General features: G+C 71.3%; 9 protein-coding genes. 5 read left to right on the plus strand and 4 right to left on the minus strand.

Annotated features, from left to right (window positions below; all coding sequences use genetic code 11):
* Nucleotides 1-50: 50 nt before the first annotated feature.
* From D7044_RS06290 to D7044_RS06300, 3 genes are read left to right on the plus strand one after another with little or no spacing between them, the layout of a single operon-like run.
* Entirely contained in the window at nt 51-491 is a 441-nt protein-coding gene (locus tag D7044_RS06290) for a (2Fe-2S)-binding protein (protein ID WP_233563561.1), read from the plus strand.
* The gene (locus tag D7044_RS06295; protein WP_120688279.1) at nt 478-1,473 is read left to right on the plus strand and encodes an FAD binding domain-containing protein; all 996 of its coding nucleotides are present in this window, start codon (nt 478-480) and stop codon (nt 1,471-1,473) included. Before D7044_RS06290 ends, D7044_RS06295 begins: the two co-directional genes overlap by 14 nt.
* A complete protein-coding gene (locus D7044_RS06300; protein ID WP_120688280.1) occupies nt 1,470-3,707 on the plus strand; it encodes a xanthine dehydrogenase family protein molybdopterin-binding subunit in 2,238 nt (745 codons plus the stop codon). The genes D7044_RS06295 and D7044_RS06300 overlap by 4 nt, the downstream gene beginning before the upstream one ends.
* Before the next feature lie 84 nt (nt 3,708-3,791).
* On the opposite strand, the gene asnB is transcribed toward D7044_RS06300, so the two are convergent.
* The gene (asnB, locus tag D7044_RS06305; RefSeq protein WP_120683468.1) at nt 3,792-5,753 is read right to left on the minus strand and encodes an asparagine synthase (glutamine-hydrolyzing); all 1,962 of its coding nucleotides are present in this window, start codon (nt 5,751-5,753) and stop codon (nt 3,792-3,794) included.
* Between the two features lie 170 nt (nt 5,754-5,923).
* On the opposite strand from asnB, the gene D7044_RS06310 reads away from it, so the two are divergent.
* A complete protein-coding gene (locus D7044_RS06310) occupies nt 5,924-7,405 on the plus strand; it encodes an aminopeptidase P family protein (protein ID WP_120688281.1) in 1,482 nt (493 codons plus the stop codon).
* A gap of 446 nt (nt 7,406-7,851) precedes the next feature.
* Nucleotides 7,852-10,374 (plus strand): hypothetical protein, encoded by a 2,523-nt coding sequence (locus D7044_RS32570; protein WP_147434596.1) that lies wholly within the window; start codon nt 7,852-7,854, stop codon nt 10,372-10,374.
* A gap of 243 nt (nt 10,375-10,617) precedes the next feature.
* On the opposite strand, the gene pulA is transcribed toward D7044_RS32570, so the two are convergent.
* The 3 genes from pulA to D7044_RS06335 form a co-directional block, all read right to left on the minus strand.
* Nucleotides 10,618-16,116 carry a pullulanase-type alpha-1,6-glucosidase gene (gene pulA, locus D7044_RS06320; protein ID WP_120688283.1) on the minus strand — a complete coding sequence of 1,833 codons (5,499 nt, stop codon included), beginning with the start codon at nt 16,114-16,116 and terminating at the stop codon, nt 10,618-10,620.
* 159 nt (nt 16,117-16,275) lie between these two features.
* Nucleotides 16,276-16,956: a cellulose binding domain-containing protein gene (locus D7044_RS32095; RefSeq protein WP_147434597.1), complete on the minus strand. Its 681-nt coding sequence runs from the start codon at nt 16,954-16,956 to the stop codon at nt 16,276-16,278.
* Nucleotides 16,957-17,040: 84 nt separating this feature from the next.
* Nucleotides 17,041-17,715, minus strand: coding sequence for a hypothetical protein (locus tag D7044_RS06335; RefSeq protein ID WP_147434598.1), 675 nt, complete (start codon nt 17,713-17,715; stop codon nt 17,041-17,043).
* Nucleotides 17,716-17,816 lie beyond the last annotated feature (101 nt).

Genomic DNA, 17,816 nt, shown 5'->3' on the forward strand with positions numbered 1-17,816 from the left:
GCCCGGACGAGGTCGAGGTCCGCCTGCGGGTCAACGGAGAGAACCGGAGGATGTCGATCGAGCCCCGGGTCAGCCTGCTCGACGCGCTCCGGGACCGGCTCGACCTGCACGGCACCAAGAAGGGCTGCAATCAGGGCGCGTGCGGAGCCTGCACCGTCTGGGTGGACCGGCGCCGGGTCCTGGCCTGCCTGACGCTCGCGATCAGCTGCGAGAACCGCGAGATCACCACCATCGAGGGGTTGGCCGACGGCGACGCGCTGCACCCGATGCAGGAGGCGTTCCTGGACCTGGACGCCTTCCAGTGCGGCTACTGCACCCCCGGCCAGATCATGTCCGCCGTCGCGTTGCTCACCGAGGGGCACGCCGGCGACGACGACGAGATCAAGGAGTGGATGAGCGGCAACCTCTGCCGCTGCGCCGCGTACCCGCACATCCGGGCCGCGATCCGGCGGGTCCGGGACGAGCAGGGAGGCGATCGTGCGGCCCATTAGCTACTCCCGCGTCTCGGACGTCGGAACCGCCATCGGCACCGTCGCCGCCGACCCCACGAGCGCCTTCCTGGCCGGCGGCACCAACCAGGTCGACCTGCTCCGCATCTACGTCGAGCAGCCCCGCCGCCTCGTCGACATCAACGACCTGCCGCTGAAGCAGGTCGAGGAGCTGCCCGGCGGCGGCCTGCGACTCGGCGGGCTGGCCCGGATGAGCGACGTGGCCGAGCACCCCACGGTGCGCCGGCGCTACCCGATGGTGAGCGAGTCACTGGTGCTGGGCGCCTCACCGCAGCTACGGCACATGGCGAGCGTCGCCGGCAACCTCATGCAACGGACCCGCTGCACCTACTTCCGGGACACCGAGGTGGCCTGCAACAAACGCTCCCCCGGCACCGGGTGCAGCGCCATGGAAGGGGTCAACCGGGGCCACGCGGTGCTCGGCACCAGCGAGTGCTGCATCGCCACCCACCCGTCCGACCTCGGAGTCGCCCTGATGGCGCTCGACGCGGTGGTGCAGACCGAGAGTCCGGCCGGGCAGCGCAGCATCCCGATCGACGACTTCTACCTGCTGCCGGGCAAGACCCCGGAGCGGGAACACCCCCTCAGCCACGGCGAGCTGGTGACCGGCATCGACCTGCCACCGCTGCCCGTCGCGGCCCACTCCCGGTACATCAAGATCCGCGACCGGGAGTCGTACGAGTTCGCGCTCGCGGCGGTCGCGGTCGCCATGTCGGTCGTCGACGGCCGGATCACGGAGATCCGGCTCGCCCTGGGCGGGGTGGCCACCAAGCCGTGGCGGGCACGCGCCGCCGAGGCGGCGCTCGACGGTGCGCCGGCCACCACCGACTCCTTCACGCGCGCGGCCGAGGCGGAGCTGGCGACGGCGGTGCCGCACGGAATGAACGCCTTCAAGATCGAGCTTGCCAAGCGCACCATCGTGCGCGCCCTGACGGAGATGACGCAGCGGGAGGGATCGGCATGAGCCCGGCTATCGGCGCCACCCTCAACCGGGTGGACGGCCGCTTCAAGGTACGCGGCGAGTCGCGGTACTCGGCCGAGGTCCAGGTGACCAACCTGACGCACGCCGTGGTGGTGAACTCGAAGATCGCCAGCGGCCGGATCAGCGCGATCGACACCAGCGAGGCGGAGCGGGCGGCGGGCGTGCTGGCCGTGCTCACCCACCGCAACATGGGCCGGGTCGCCACCGTGCCGCGCCTGCTCCCCTCCCTCGCGGGGTTGGCGGCACCCGGGCAGAGCTTCTTCCCGATGCAGGACGAGAGCATCCACTACGGCGGCCAACCGATCGCCGTCGTGGTCGCCGACACCATCGAACGCGCCGACCACGCCGCCACGCTGATCCGGGTCGAGTACGAGACCACCCCGGCGACCACCCTGCTCGACCAGGACCGCGACCGGGCCTACGTGCCGGAACGGATCTTCGGCGGCCTGCTGCCGGGGCAGAACTCCCGCGGCGACGTCGCGAAGGCGCTCGCCGCGGCGGAGGTGTGCGTGCAGGCGACCTACCGCTTCGCGCCCAACCACCACAACCCGATCGAGCCGTCGGCGAGCACCGCGGTCTGGGACGACGTCGACCGGCTGACCATCTACGACTCCACCCAGGGGCCGAACTCCGTCCAGCTCACCGTCGCCGAACTGCTCGGCCTGCCACCGATCTCGATCCGGGTGGTCAGCCACGCCGTGGGCGGCAGCTTCGGCTCGAAGGCGATGGTCTGGCACCACCCGACCCTCGTGGCGCTCGCCGCCCGGCACGTGGGCCGCCCGGTCCGGCTGGCGCTCACCCGGGAGCAGATGTTCACCTCCTGCGGGCACCGCGAGGAGCAGGAGCAGCAGATCACCATCGGCGCGGCAGCCGACGGGCGGATCAGCGCGCTGCGGCACCACAAGTACTCGCTGACCTCGCGCTTCGACGACTGGGCCGAGCCGTCGTTGCAGAGCGCGGCGGTGGCGTACACCAACCCGAACTACGAGGGCGTCTACCACCTCGTCCGCGGCAACACCATCACCCCCACCTTCATGCGCGCGCCCGGCGAGGCGAGCGGCATGTTCGCGCTCGAGTGCGCGATGGACGAACTGGCGGAACGGGTCGGAGTCGACCCGCTGGAGCTGCGGATGCGCAACGTCTCCGACACCGACCCGTCGAGCGGGAACCCGTGGTCCAGCAGCGGGCTACGGGAGTGCTACCAGCGGGCGGCCGAGCTCTTCGGATGGCACGACCGGGACCCGCAGCCCAGGTCCCGGCGGGAGGGGCAGTGGCTGGTCGGCACGGGCATGGCCAGCGCGCTCTACCCGGTGACCCAGCCGGTCAACCCGCAGCGCGCCAAGGCCCGGCTCTACAACGACGGCACGGCCGTGGTCGAGGCGGGCGTCTCGGAGTTCGGCACCGGAGTCTTCACCGCGATGACCCAGGTCGCCGCGGACGCGCTGGGCCTCCCGCCCGAGCGGGTGCGGTTCGTGGGCGGCAGCAGCGACCTGCCGAACATCACCGCCGCCGTGGGCTCGGCCGGCACCAGCGCGGTCGGCTCCGCCGTCCACGTGACGGTCTGCGAGCTGCGCGACCAGCTGATCCGCCGCGCGGTCGCCGACGACCACTCGCCGCTGCACGGCGCGGATCCGGCCAGAGTGCAGGTGCGCGACGGCAAGATGGTGCTCTCCGACCGCCCCGACGTCGGCGAGACCTACGCCGACCTGCTGCACCGCACGATGACCCCGGACGTGGAGGTGCTCGGCACCTGGAACCCGCCCCCGCAGGACGCCGGGTACGGCATCCACACCTTCGGAGCGCAGATGGCCGAGGTGGTGGTGGATGCGGAGCTGGGCGTGGTCCGCGTCCGACGGATGGTCGGTGTCTTCGCACCGGGGCGGGTGCTCAACCGCAAGCTGGCGCACAGCCAGCTCATGGGCGGGATGCTCTGGGGGCTGGGGCAGGCGCTGCTCGAGGCCACCCGGATGGACCCGCGGCTCGGGCGCTGGGCCAACTCCAGCCTCGCCGACTACCTGGTGCCGGTGAACGCGGACGCGCCGGACGTGGTGGTGGACACCATCGAGCAGCACGACGACGTGGTGAACCCGATCGGGATCAAGGGAGTCGGCGAGATCGGCGTGGTGGGCGCCGCCGCCGCCATCGCCAACGCCGTGCACCACGCGACCGGTCGCCGCATGTACGAGCTGCCGATCACCCTGGAGAAGCTGCTCTGACCGGCGTGATCCGACCGTGGACGGTCGAGAGGTTCGAGTCCGCAGGGACCCGAACCTCTCGACTGTCGTGGTGAACGCGGCCGGTCAGCGCACCATCGAACCGACCACGGGCTTCGTGAGCAGCGCCGACTGGTTGCGCTGGATGCCCGGGTCGAGGGTCTTCGCCACGAAGATGGCATGCCAGATGCAGAAGATCAACACGGTCCACACCTTGCGGGAGTGGTCCGCCACCTCCCGCTTGTGCTCGTCGAGCAGCCGCAGCGCGTACGACAGGTCGAGCAGGTCACCGGCGCCCGAGGTGGAGAGCACGTGCCGCGCCCACTCGTACATCTCGCCGCGCAGCCAGACCCGCGTCGGGGTCGGGAAGCCCAGCTTCTTCCGGTTGACGATCGCCGGCGGCACCACGCCCTGCAACGCCTGGCGCATCGCGTACTTCGTGGCGTCGGAGCGCGGCGGCAGCTTCAGGTCCACCGGGATCTTCGCCGCCACGTCGAAGACCGCACGGTCGAGGAAGGGCACCCGCACCTCGAGCGAGTGCGCCATCGAGATCCGGTCGGCCTTCACCAGGATGTCGCCGCGCAGCCAGGTGTAGAGGTCGATGTACTGCATCCGGGTGACGTCGTCGAGCTCGGTGCTCTCGGCGTAGATCGGCGCGGTGACGTCGGTGTAGCGCACCGAGGGGTCGTACCGGCGCAGCAGATGCTGCTTCTCCTCCTCGGTGAACATCCGGGCGTTGCCGTAGTAACGCTCCTCCAGCGGGGTGGTGCCGCGCTCGAGGAAGCTCTTACCCTTCACCCCCTGCGGGATGGCCTTGGAGACCGCCCGCAGCCCCTTCTGCACCCCGCCCGGCAGGCCGTTGACCGAGCTGAGCGAGAGCGGCTCCCGGTAGATCGTGTAACCGCCGAAGAACTCGTCCGCGCCCTCACCGGAGAGCACCACGGTGACGTGCTCGGCGGCCTTCTTCGCCACGAAGTAGAGCGGTACCAGGGCCGGATCGGCGACCGGGTCGTCGAGGTGCCAGACGATCTTCGGCAGCGCCTCGATCATGTCCTGCGGCCCGATCTTGGTCGGGATCGTCGTGACGTCGAGGTGCCGCGCCGACTCCTGGGCGACGTCGATCTCCGAGTACCCGGGCACGTCGTAGCCGACCGTGAAGGTGAGGATGTTCGGGTTGAACTCCCGGGCCAGCGCCACGACCGCCGTGGAGTCGATGCCGCTGGAGAGGAACGAGCCGACCGGCACGTCCGAGCGCATGTGCATCCGGACGCTCTCCCGCAGCGTCTCCCGGATCTCGTGGAAGAGCTTCTGCTCGTCGGGCACCGGGGCGGGCCGGAACACCGGCCGGTACCAGCGGCGCACCTCGATCCGGCCACCCGGGGTCCAGGTGAGGTACTCCCCCGACCCGACCCGGTGGATCCCCTTGTGCAGCGTCCCGGGCTCGGGAACGTACTGGAGGGTCAGGTAGTGGCTGAGGTTGGCCGCGTCGACGCCCGCGTCGCCCTCGTAGTTCGAGTGCGCGAAGGGCAGCAGCGCCTTCTTCTCCGAGGCGAGGTAGAGCCCGTCCGCCGTCTCCAGGAAGTGCAGCGGCTTGATCCCGAAGTAGTCGCGACCGCCGAACGCCTTGCGCTCCTGCCGGTCCCAGATGACGAAGGCGAACATGCCGCGCAGCCGGGTGAGCACCTGCTCGCCCCAGTAGTGGTAGCCGGCCACGATCACCTCGCCGTCACCGGCCGTGGCGAACTGCGCCCCGAAGTCCCGCACCAGCTCCTCGCGGAGCTCGATGTAGTTGTAGATCTCACCGTTGAAGGTCAGCAGGTAGCGGCCGTTCGCGTACGGCAGCGGCTCGTGGCTGGACGCCACATCGATGATCGCCAGGCGCTTGTGCGCGAAGACCGCGTCGGCGTACCGGCCGGACGCGTCGCCCACCAGCTCGACCCCTGTCTCGTCGGGGCCGCGGTGGTGCAGGCACTCCAACGCGCCGGCAATGTGGTCGCGGTGCGCGCCGGCGTCACCGCGCGCGCTGAAGAAGGCCAGGAGTCCGCACATGGTCGCCATCTTTTCACGCGCGGCGAACGGCCGTCGCGGCCGTCCGGCGATCCGGACGGCCGCGGCCCGGCGCCGCGACGGCCCGGGCGGGCGCCCCTGCCCGCGGGTTCACGAGGGCCCCGACGCGCAGGTACCGTCGGCACCAGCATCGACGCGAGAGGAACCGCAGCATGACCGAGGAGCGCGCCGCCGGTAAGCCGACGGACGGTACCGAATCACACGATCCGGCCTTCCCTGAGGCGTTTCTGTCCTTCATGCGGCAGGGCTGGCGGGACAGCGAGCTGGCGGTCTCCGCCCTCCCGGCGTCGGCCAACCACGCCGCGCGCCGAGCCGCCCTCTCCGCGGCCTTCCCCGGCGAGACCCTGGTGGTCCCCACCGGGAACGAGAAGGTACGCGCCAACGACACGGCCTACCCGTTCCGCCCGGGCAGCGACTTCGCCTACCTGACCGGCGATCTCGAACCGGACAGTGTGCTGGTGATGCGGCCGAACGGCTCGGGGCACGACGCGACGCTGTACATGCGCCCCCGCTCGTCCCGGCAGAACGACGAGTTCTTCCGCAGCCGTCACGGTGAGCTGTGGGTGGGCCGCCGGCCGACGCTGGCGGAGAAGTCGACCGAGCTGGGTCTGCCGACCGCCGACCTCGCCGAGCTCGACGTGACCCTCGCCGACCTGGCGCCCCGGCGTACCCGGGTGCTGCGCGGCTTCGACCCCCGGGTCGACGCGGCCGTGCGCCCCTACGACGGCCCGCGCGCCGACGGTCAGCCGGCCCGCGACCGCGAGCTGGCGATCGCGATCTCCGAGCTGAAGCTGGTCAAGGACGAGTGGGAGATCGCCCAGCTCCAGGAGGCGATCGACGCCACCGTACGGGGCTTCGAGGACGTCGCGCGGGTGCTCCCGGCCGACCGGGGGGTCTCCGAGCGGCTGCTGGAGGGTGTCTTCGCGCTGCGCGCCCGGCACGACGGCAACGACGTCGGCTACGGCTCGATCGTCGGCGCCGGGGAGCACGCCACGACCCTGCACTGGGTGCACAACCACGGCACCACCCGCCCGGGTGACCTGCTGCTGATGGACATGGGCGTGGAGAACCGCAACCTCTACACCGCCGACGTCACCCGGGTGCTCCCGGTCAACGGCCGGTTCACGGCGCTGCAGCGCCAGGTCTACGACATCGTCCACGCCTCGCAGCAGGCCGGCATCGACTTCATCAAGCCGGGGGTTGAGTTCCGCGAGGTCCACCGGACGTGCATGCGGGTGCTCGCCGAGGGCCTGGCCGACCTGGGCCTGCTGCCGGTGAGCGTGGACGAGGCGATGGACGAGAACTCGACGGTCTACCGGCGCTGGACGCTGCACGGCTTCGGGCACATGCTCGGCATCGACGTGCACGACTGCTCCAACGCCTCGAAGGAGAAGTACCGCGAGGGCACGCTCGACGAGGGCTACGTGCTCACCGTGGAGCCGGGGCTCTACTTCCAGCCCGAGGACGAGCTGGTCCCCGAGGAGCTGCGCGGCATCGGCATCCGCATCGAGGACGACGTACTGGTCACGGCGTCCGGCGCGGTGAACCTGTCGGCGGGCCTGCCCCGGGCGGCCGACGAGGTGGAGACCTGGCTGGCCGAGCAGCGGGAGGCGGGTCCGCGCCTGCCGAGCTGACCCCGCACCTACGACCACAGCGGGCCCCCCGCCGACGTCTGCGACGCATCTCGTCGTTACGACGCCGGCGGTGGGGCCCGTTGGCGTAGTGGCCTGATCCCGCCCCTTCCACGCCCGACCTGCCCGGCCGGCGGTCCGCTCGACCCGCGAGATGCCATCTGCCCGGCACTACGACGAGCGTGCCCGACCATCACCCTTGCCCCTCCGGGGTATCCGCCACGAGCTTTCCGCCACCGGCCACGCCCTGGCGGCATCCAGGAGCTTTTCGCTACCGGCGCGTTCCGAGCACCAGTCATGCCGAGCAGGGCTTGGACGTCCCGACTGGTGCCGTCCGCGCTGCGCATACCGAATGTGGGCTTATCTCAGGTTCGCCCGCATCGTGAACAACTCTCCCATACGGTCTTATTCAGCAGCTACAACCGATTTGTAGCGAAGGCCGCCTCGCCATGGCGAAGCGACCTTGTCTGGGTACAAGGAGAGGGCAGAGAGCTCCGATGTCCAACCACCTTCGCAAGAACGATGACGCGACCGGCGAGAAGAACTCGCCGTTCCGCCGGCGCCGGCTCTGGCTCGTCACAGGCGTTGCGGGCCTCGCGGGAGCGGTCGGCCTCACCGGCGTCGCGTACGCCACCACCGGGGTGACCGGCGCGCACCGACTGGCCGACGTCAAGTGGTCGACGTCCCAGCTGAGCGACGACGGCCAGGACAAGGCCAAGGACGACAAGGACAAGGACGACAAGGGCAGGGACAAGGACGACCGCGACGAGGTACGGGAGGTGAAGTGCGACGACGATGACCTCATCGAGGCCCTCGACCTCGCCAACCGTGACGACGGCGGGACGCTGAAGCTGGCCAAGGACTGCACCTACGAACTCGACAAGAACGACAAGAAGTCCGAGGCGGGCCTGCCGACGATCAAGCAGGACATCACCATCGAGGGCAACGGCTCGACGATCAAGCGGGAGGCCGAGGAAGGCTTCCGGATCTTCCGGGTCGCCGACGGCGGCAACCTGACCCTGAAGGACGTCACGGTCCGCAACGGCGCCGCCGGCGAAGACCGCAAGGACGACAAGGACAAGGACAAGCACGACAAGGACAAGGAGCCGCCGAAGAAGTGGGTTCCCGGCGACCAGTCCGGGAACTGGGGTGGGGCTCCGGCCGCGCCCGCCGCTCCCGCCGCGGCTCCGGCCAAGGCTGCCGCTCCGGCCCAGGCCGCGGCTCCGGCGGCCGCTCCGGCCAAGGCTGCCGCACCGGCCAAGGCTGCCGCTCCGGCTGCGGTCGAGGCCGCGGCACCGGCCGCCGCACCGGCCAAGGCTGCCGTTCCGGCCCAGGCCGCGGCACCGGCCGCCGCACCCGCCAAGGCTGCCGCTCCGGCTGCGGTCGAGGCCGCGGTCGAGGCTGCGGCACCGGCTGCGGCCGTCAAGGCGCCCGCCGCTCCCGCTCCCGCTGCGGCTCCGGCCGAGGTTGCGGCTCCGGCCGCGGTCGAGGCTGCGGCTCCGGCCGCGGTCGAGGCTGCGGCACCGGCTGCGGCCGTGAAGGCGCCCGCCGCTCCCGCTGCGGCTCCGGCCGAGGCTGCGGCTCCGGCCGAGGCTGCGGCTCCGGCCGAGGCTGCGGCTCCGGCCGAGGCTGCGGCTCCGGCCGCCACGTCCACCAAGCCGGCCGAGGACAAGAAGGAGTGGGACGGCAAGGACAAGAAGGAGTGGGAGGGCAAGGACAAGCACGACGAGGACAAGGACAAGCACGACGAGGACGGCAAGGAGCACGAGGGCGACGGCGGTGGCCTGCTGGTCGAACGCGGTGGCGAGGCCCACCTGGTGAACGCCAAGTTCGTCCTCAACAGCGCCAAGAACAACGGCGGCGCCATCGCCAACTTCGGCCGGGTCAAGGCCGAGGGCAGCACCTTCGACAACAACCACGCCGGAGAGGACGGCGGCGCCATCTTCAACGCCGGAGTTCTCGACGTCAAGGGCTCCGGCGACGGCAAGGGCCCCGAGTCCCGCATCAGCAACAACACCGCGGGCAAGGACGGCGGCGGTATCGCCAACGGCCACAGCGACAAGAAGAAGGACGAGCACGACAAGAAGAAGGACGAGCACGACAGCACGAACCTCACCAGTGGCGGCTGGCACGGCGAGGAGTCCGGCAAGGACAAGCACGACGAGGACCGCAAGGACAACAAGGCCGGCACCGTCACGATCGAGAAGACCCTGATCGAGGGCAACACCGCCAAGAAGAACGGCGGCGGCCTGTCCAGCAACGACGGCTTCGTCGAGGTCCGCTGGACGTTCATCAAGAACAACACCGCCGGCGAGAACGGTGGTGGCATCGCCGCCGTCGACACCGTCCTGACGGTCAAGAACAGCGTCGTCGAGAAGAACAAGGCCCACAAGGACGGCGGCGGCATCTACAACGTCAGCAGCGACGACGACAAGAAGCGCAACTCCTGGAACGGCAAGGACGAGGACAAGAACAGGGACGAGGAGAATCGCGCCTCCGCCACCGTCACCGACAGTGAGATCTTCGAGAACAGCGCGGGCCGCTTCGGTGGAGGCATCTTCAACGGCAAGCCGTTCGAGGACAAGGACAACAAGGACTGGCAGAACGGCGCCAGCATGGCCGGCCCGACCTCTTGGGAGGGCTCTTGGTGGAAGGACAAGGACCACGAGGACGGCGAGGACCACAAGGACCTCGGCGCCACCCTGGTCCTGCGCGACACCAAGATCAAGGAGAACTTCGCCGGCAAGAACGGCGGCGGCATCTACAACAACGAAGGCAAGGTGACCCTGACCAACACCAAGGTCACCAAGAACAAGGCCGACAACGGCAACGACAAGGATGACAAGCACCACAAGGGGATCGCCGGCGGCATCTTCAACGAAGATGGAAAGGTCAAGCTCGACGACGACTCGACCATCTCCGACAACGACCCCACCAACTGCGCCAACACCGTCGAAGACTGCTTCGACTGAGCAACACGACAGCGAGACAGCGACGGAGAAGTTCGGCCCCCTGCCACCGGAGGTGGCGGGGGGCCGACCCGTGCGAACCAGGGCGTGTGTCAAAGTCGTCGGGCGAGCCGAGGCGGAGTCCAGGCGGCGATCCGGCAAGGCGGGGATTCGTTCGGATACCGGTGTTGTATCCGGACGAAGCGCCGAGGCCGCCGGTCGTCGTCTGGGCCCGCCGCAGGCCGGCCAGGGACTTCGACACCGGCCCTATCGCTGCACGAAGACCGTCACGCTGCGAGCCGGCACGGTGAACGTGCCGCTCGCCCGATCGAACGATGCGGTCCGCAGCGCCGGGTCCGCCGAGGCGCGCAGCACGGGGTGCAGTGACACGTCCGCACCCCGCAGTCCGGGCAACCGTTGCGTCGCGGTCTGCGGGGTGGCGTTGAAGACCACGGTCACCGACGACCAACGCGAATCCAGCCCCCGGCCGTCCAGCATCATGGTGAGCACGCCGGGCGTCTCCGCGGCGCCGGAGAGCGGGAACGCCACCCGCCGCTGGACCTGCTCCGCAGTGGCGAGCCCGAAGACCGGCGACGAGGCTCGGATCCGGAGCAGCTCGGCGTAGCGGGCGTCGGTGGCGCCGATCGCCGCGCAGTCCGGCACCAGCGCCGGATCGGCCAGGAGCGGTCGGGCGTACGACCACTTGTCCTGGTTGTCCGCCGCCGGCGGCAGGCCGGCACCGAACCCGTTGCCCTGGGCGCAGTCCCAGCGGATCTGGTTGAACCAGTCACCCGAGTCGTACGAGTTGCGGTCCAGCGACTTCGAGCGCAGCCGCTCGGAGCCCGCGGTGACGAACCCGGTGCCCTGGCTGAACACCACCGTGCTCAACGCCAGCACCTGCATCCGGGACCGGTCCGCGGCCGAGGTGCCCTGCGGCAGCTTGTACGCCAGCGCGTCGTACAGGATCTCGTTGTCGTGCGCGTCGACGTAGGTGACCGCCTCCCCGGGTGCCGCCGTGTAGCCGGCCGGCGCACCGTTGTAGTCGACCTCGGCGCCGGTGACCCGCTCCCCCGCCGAGTCGGTGAACCGGTAACCACGCAGGTTCCCCGTCAGCCCCACCTTGATCAGGTCGTGCTGGTGCAGCAGCCGGGCGCGCTGCTCGTCCGGGCTGCCGTTGACCGGGTCGCCGTTGGGGTCGGTGAAGAGGCCGGACGCGAAGCCCTGCGACCGTGGGTTGGCGTCGAACGGGCCGCCGCCGCGCACCGCGTCCCGGAGCCGGTCGTTGAAGGTGCCGACCCCGGTGCCGGCCATGTTCGCCTGGGTGGCCTGGACGAAACGGGCGTCGTCCGCGACCTCGCCGAAGTTCCACCCCTCGCCGTAGAGCAGGACGGACTTGCCGTCCACCCCGTCGCGGGCCGGGGTCAGCCGGTCCAGCGCCGCCCGTACGGCCAGGATGTTCGCCTTCGGGTGGTGGCCCATCAGGTCGAAGCGGAAGCCGTCCACCTTGTACGCCTTCGCCCAGGTGACCACCGAGTCCACCACCAGCTTGCCCATCATCGCGTGCTCCGGGGCGGTGTTGGCGCAGCAGGTGGAGGTGGCGATCGTGCCGTCGTCGAGCAAGCGGTGGTAGTAGCCGGGCACGATCTGGTCGAGCACCGACTTCGGGTCCACGCCGGCGGCCGAGGTGTGGTTGTAGACCACGTCCAGCACCAGCCGCAGGCCTGCGCCGTTGACGCCGGCGACCATCCGGCGGAACTCGGTGGTCCGCGCCGCTCCGGCCGGGTCGACGGCGTAGCCGCCCTCCGGGACCGTGTAGTGCAGCGGGTCGTACCCCCAGTTGTAGCCGTCGGAGCCGGCCACCGCCGCGACGCAGCGCTGCTGCTCCTCCGAGTCCGGTGGCAGCGCCGCCAGGTCGCAGGGGGGCTGCGCCTGGTCGGCGCGGCGCTCGGGGATGGTGGCGAAGTCGAACGCCGGGAGCAGGTGCAGGTGGGTCACCCCGGCGTCGCCGAGGGCCCGCAGGTGCGTCATTCCGCTGCTCGACGGTTCGGTGAAGGCGAGGAAGGTGCCCCGCCGCTCGGCCGGCACGGTCGGGTCGGCCACCGAGAAGTCCCGCACCGACAGCTCGGAGATCTGCGCCCGGCTCGGCGGCACGGCCGCCGGCTTGCGCAGCCCGGACCAGCCGGGCGGGGCGAGCGCCGGATCGGCGAGGTCCACGAGCTGGCTGTGCGTGGAGTCCGGCGCCAGCGCCACCGAGTACGGGTCGGTGACCGAGGCGGTGACCATCTGCTGGGTCGCCGGCTGCCAGGCCTGCACCTGGTAGCGGTAGAACTCCCCGGTCCACTCCCGAGCGCCGCGCACGGACCAGACGCCGGTGCGGTCGTCCCGCTTCATCGCCACCGTTCGCGGCTGGGCCGTGGGCGTCTCGAAGAGCTGCAACGCCACCGTCCGGGCGGTCGGGGCCCAGACCGAGAGGGTCGGTGTCCGGCCGGCGTACGTCGGACCGAGGCGCGCCTCGGTGGCCGGCGCGTACACGTCGTCGAGCACGCCGGGGAGCTGCACGCCGGTGGCCGAGAGCAGCCGCCCTTCGGCGTCCCGCTCGGTGACCAGCAGCTGGCCGCGCAGCGCGGCCGGCACCTTTGCCAGGTCCTTGCGGTCGAGGGCGAAGCTCCGGTACGCCCACAAATGCGGGAACGCCGCCCGCTGGGCCTCGGTCAGCCCGTTGCGCCGCGCGTCGAGTGGCAGCGTCGTGTACGTCCCGACCAGCTCGCCGTCGACCACCCGCACGCCGCCGGCCGGGGCGGCCACCAGGGCGTACCGCTTGCCGTCGGTGGGCCCGGTCTGCCAGGCGACGGTGGACCTGTCGATCCAGTGCGCCCGCTGCTTGGTGACGTCCAACTCCCCGCCGCCGGCGGTGGAGGTCGGCGGCAGCAGCCGGCCCGGAACGGCGGCGAGCAGCCAGAACTCCCGTCCGGCACCGGTGAGGTCGAGCCGCTGGTCGTCGGGGAGGTCCTTCTCGTCTCCCTTGTGGAGGATGTAGTTGAGTCCGGTCGCACCGGCCGCGAGCGGTACCCGGAAGAGCGCGCCGAAGGCGTCGAAGCCGGTCGGCTCCATCGGGTCGGACCACTCGGTCGGGTGCGCCGCGCCGTCCCAGAGGTGCAGCCCCCAGCCGTCGTAGTTGCCGTCGGCCCGCCGGTAGTGGATGACCGCGGTGCCCTCCTCCACCGGTGGATCGGGTTCACCGGTGGCGGCCTGCCGCGTCGGGTAGATCGCCGGATCGCCCTGCTTGACCCAGATCTCGCCGGTCCGGGTCACGTCGATGGTCCGGTCCTGGGCGACGTCCTTGTTGCCGTCCTCGTCGACCACGAGGAAGCCGACCGACCTCGCGCCCGGCTTGAGCTTCACCCAGGCGAAGCGTCCGTAGGAGTCCTCGCCGGCGAACGGCTGCCCCTGCGGCCACTCGGTGACGTACGCCGGGTCGATGTCGCCCCAGGCGTGGAGACGCCAGTCGTCGTACCCGCCGGCGGGGCGCTGGTAGTGCACCACCGCCCAGTCCCGCGAGGCGTCCTGCGCCGGGGTGCCCACGGCGGCGGTGGACCGGGCCGTGGCGGTGCGGCCCCGCCCGTCGCGGACCACCGCCTTGTACTCGAGCCGCGTTCCACCGGCCAGCCCGGTCAGATCGTGGTGGACGGTGTACGGCGCCCGCCGGGCGGTGCCGAGCAGCGTCCACTTTCCGTCGCCCACCCGGGCGGCGATCGTGACGGTGGCCAGCGGGTCGCCGGTGACCTGGGCGGTGACGGCGGCCCGGGTGGCGACCGCCTCGTCCGGCGCGGGCGTGGTGATGGTGACCGACGGCGCACGGCCGGGCTGCGGGATCGGCGTACCGGCTCGGTGCACCACCGCGGCGAGCGGCGGAACGGTCACGGTCAGCCTGCCGTCCGCGCCCGCCGTGGCCGTGCCGGAGGCGCCGTAGACGCCGGTGAAGGTGGCGCCGGCCGACCAGGTGTCCAGGGTGACAGTCTGCGCGGTGTCCGCGTTGTTCACCGCCACCACGTACTCGATGCGCTCGCTCGGGGCGATCCGGGAGAACGCGAGGACGCCGGGTCCGTCGGCCGCGTACCGGGTGACCTGGACGCCGTCGCGCAGGGCCGGATGCGTGCGGCGCAGCGCGCCCAGCTCGGCGATGGTCCGGTAGAGCGGGTGGTTCGGCTCGTACTGGTCGTCGGCGTGGGTGCGGTCGGTGCCGAGCAGGTCGTCGTCGAGGTAGTCGGCCGTCGCCGAGGCGAACATGTCCTGGCGGGCGTCCTTGTCCCCGCCCGGTCCGGTGAAGCCCTGCTCGTCGCCGGAGTAGACGACCGGTTGGCCGCGGGTGAGGAACATCAGCTGGTGGGCGAGCTGGTCGCGGCCCAGGTGGGTGGCGGGGTCGGTGCCACCGGCGGCGATGAAGGAGCCGATCCGACCCATGTCGTGGTTGCCGAGGAAGGTGGTCAGCCGGTTGGCGTCGGTGTCCCGGGCGGCATAGAGGTCGTCGCGGGCGTACACGTCGGCGAGCGCCTTCGCGGAGCCGGCGCCGGCGGTGTAGCCGCGGGCCGCCTCCTGGAAGGCGAAGTCGAGGGTGGCCGGCAGGCCGCCGCGCCGCACGTACTCCGAGGTGATCTCCGGGTCGGCGCTGTACACCTCGCCGAACATGAAGAAGTCCTTCTTGCCGGCGCGTTCGGCGGCCCGCTCGACGCCCTGGCTGAACTGCGGCCAGAAGTCCAGGTTGACGTGCTTGACGGTGTCGAGCCGGAAGCCGTCCACACCGGTCTTGCCGATCCAGTCGCCGTAGACCTTCGTGAGGCCCTGCACCACCTCGGGGCGCTCGGTCCAGAGGTCGTCGAGGCCGAAGAAGTCGCCGTACTCACTGTTCTCGCCGGTGAAGGTGGAGTCACCCCGGTTGTGGTACATGGTGGTGTCGTTCAGCCACGCCGGCACCTTCGCCGCCGCGTCCGCCGGAGTGGCGAAGGTCGGGGTGTACGGGAAGGAGCTCTGGTCGACCGGGGGGAAGTCCCGGCTCCCGTCGGCGTGGTTGTGGTCCTCGAAGGCGCGGCCCTGCGCGTCGGCGTACGGGGAGGTCGCCTTGTCGACGTAGGCGTACCGATCCTCCGCGTACTTGATCACGTCGGCGGTGTGGTTGACGATGACGTCGAGGTAGATCTTGATACCGCGCTGGTGCGCGAGGCGGACCAGCGTCCTCAGCTCCTCGTCGGTGCCGAAGTGCGGGTCGACCTGGGTGAAGTCGGTGATCCAGTAGCCGTGGTAGCCGGCAGAGACGTCGGCTCCGCTGCCCTGCACCGGACGGTTCTTGAAGACCGGGGCGAGCCAGATCGCCGTGGTGCCCAGCCCCTGGATGTAGTCGAGCTTCCGCAGCACGCCCTTGAGGTCACCGCCGTGGTAGAAGCCCTTGTCCTTCGGGTCGTACCCGGTGCGCAGCCGGTCGCCCGTCAGCCCGCCCTGGTCGTTGCGCGGGTCGCCGTTGGCGAACCGGTCCGGCAGCACGAAGTAGAACTGCTCGGCGCGGGCGTCGTCGGCCCCGGCGGCGAGGAGGGCCTCGGCGGAGGGCTCGCCGCGCCACTGCACCGCTCCGGCGGCGGTCTCGTCGACGCGGGTCGCCCCGGCGGCGAGGGTCGGCCCGAGCTGGCGGACGACCACCGGCGTACCGACGAGGGTGAGGGCGAGCAGGGCGACGAGGGCGAGCAGGGCCCTGCGTGGTGGTGGCGGGGATTCCATCGACGGCCTTCCTCTGGTCGTGGATTGGCCCGCACGCTAGCCCCCACCGAAAGGCATTGCAAGACCTTGCAAGAACCGCCGGAACATGGCAGCAGCCTTGCGTAAGGACGGCGAAAGGGGCCGGCGGCGCATGCCACCGACCCCTTCCGGCAAGCGGGATCAGAGACCGCCGCAGGTGACGCCGTTGACGGCGCACTCGGCGGGACGGGTCTCCGCCCGCTCCACATGGAACATGAGGCGCGCCGACTGGCCCGGCGCGAGATCCGCCCCGCCGCTGTACGTGTAGATGTCGTCGTTCTCGCGCAGTCTCCCCTGTGGAGCGTTCACCACCCAGGCGGTGGTCACCCGACCACCGGAGAAGCCCAGCCGGACCTGCCACTCCTGACCCGCCCCGGACTCGTTGCTGACCTGCACCTCGGCGATGAAGCCGCCGCTGAAGGTGCTGGTGACCCGGTACCGGCCGGTCAGCTCGGGCTGGGCCGGAGGCGCCGGCGGGGCCGGCGGCGCGGTGGAGACCCGCGGACTCGCGGGAACCGACGGCGAGCCGGGGAGCACCGACGACGGGCTCGGCGGGGACGCCGGCGCGGACGGGGTCGACGAGAGCGTCGGCGACGACGAAGGCGACGACGAAGGCGAACGCGTGCCGCCGGTCGAGTCGGCAGAGGCCGAACCGGTCGGCGACGCGGAGAGCCAGGGCGGCGTCGGCATCGGCGCGCCGACCTCCAGCCCCCGCGGCACCTCCGCGTCCGAACGGCCCCGGTAGGTGCCGAGCACTATGACCAGCAGCACCACCATGACCACCACCCCGGCGAAGACCACGATCCAGGGCGAGGACGCCACGGCCCTGCCATGTCTGTGTCGTGCGCCCTGACCCGTGCCGGACATGTCTCTCCCTCTGGTGGTCGCCCGGGGGAGCGTAACGGGTCAGTCGAGGGCGCAGTCGCCGCCGTTCACCCTGCAACCGCTGAGCTGGTCGTCGCGGTCGTCCCGGCTGAACCGCAGGCCCAACTCGACGCTGCGCCCCTGCGCGAGCGGCCCGACGCCACGCAGCACGTACCGTCCGTCACCCCGGGGCACCACCCAGACCGGCGCGCCGACGACCCGCAGGTTCCGGACCCGGCCGGTGAAGGTCAGCTCGACCCGCCACGGCTCGGCCCGGCCGGTGCCGTTGCGCAGCACCAACTCCGCGGCGACGTCGTCGCGATCGGCGTCCCGCACCCGGTAGGTGGCGGTCAACGCCCCGCCGTCGACCGACTCCGGTTGGTTCGACCGCGGCGCGGACGAAGTTCGGGACGGCGACGTGACCGTGGCCGGGGGACGCTCACTCCGGGACGGACGCACGTCGCTGCGGGAGCGGCTCGCCTTCGGCGTGGGCGAGACCGAGGCGGAGGGGGCTGTCGCAGCCGGGGAGACCGGTGGCACCAGCGGAGGCACCGAGGCCGCGGCCGGTTCCGGCTCACGGACCCGGAAGGAGAGGGACGCGACGAGCAGGAGGACCGCCAACGTGAGCACGCCGAGCAGCACGACGACCCACGGCACCGATGCCACCAGCTTGGGCGCGTTCCCTGGTTCCGGCGCGCCGGCAGGCCGCACAGGCATGTGTCCCCTCCCCTGAACCGACCCGCCAGCGTAGTCAGCCTCAGAGGGGAGGGGAACGGCAGCTCGGTGCGAGCGACCAACCGTCCGGACGGCGGATGCGC

The organism is Micromonospora musae (genome assembly GCF_003626635.1).
Classification (GTDB): Bacteria; Actinomycetota; Actinomycetes; order Mycobacteriales; family Micromonosporaceae; genus Micromonospora; species Micromonospora musae.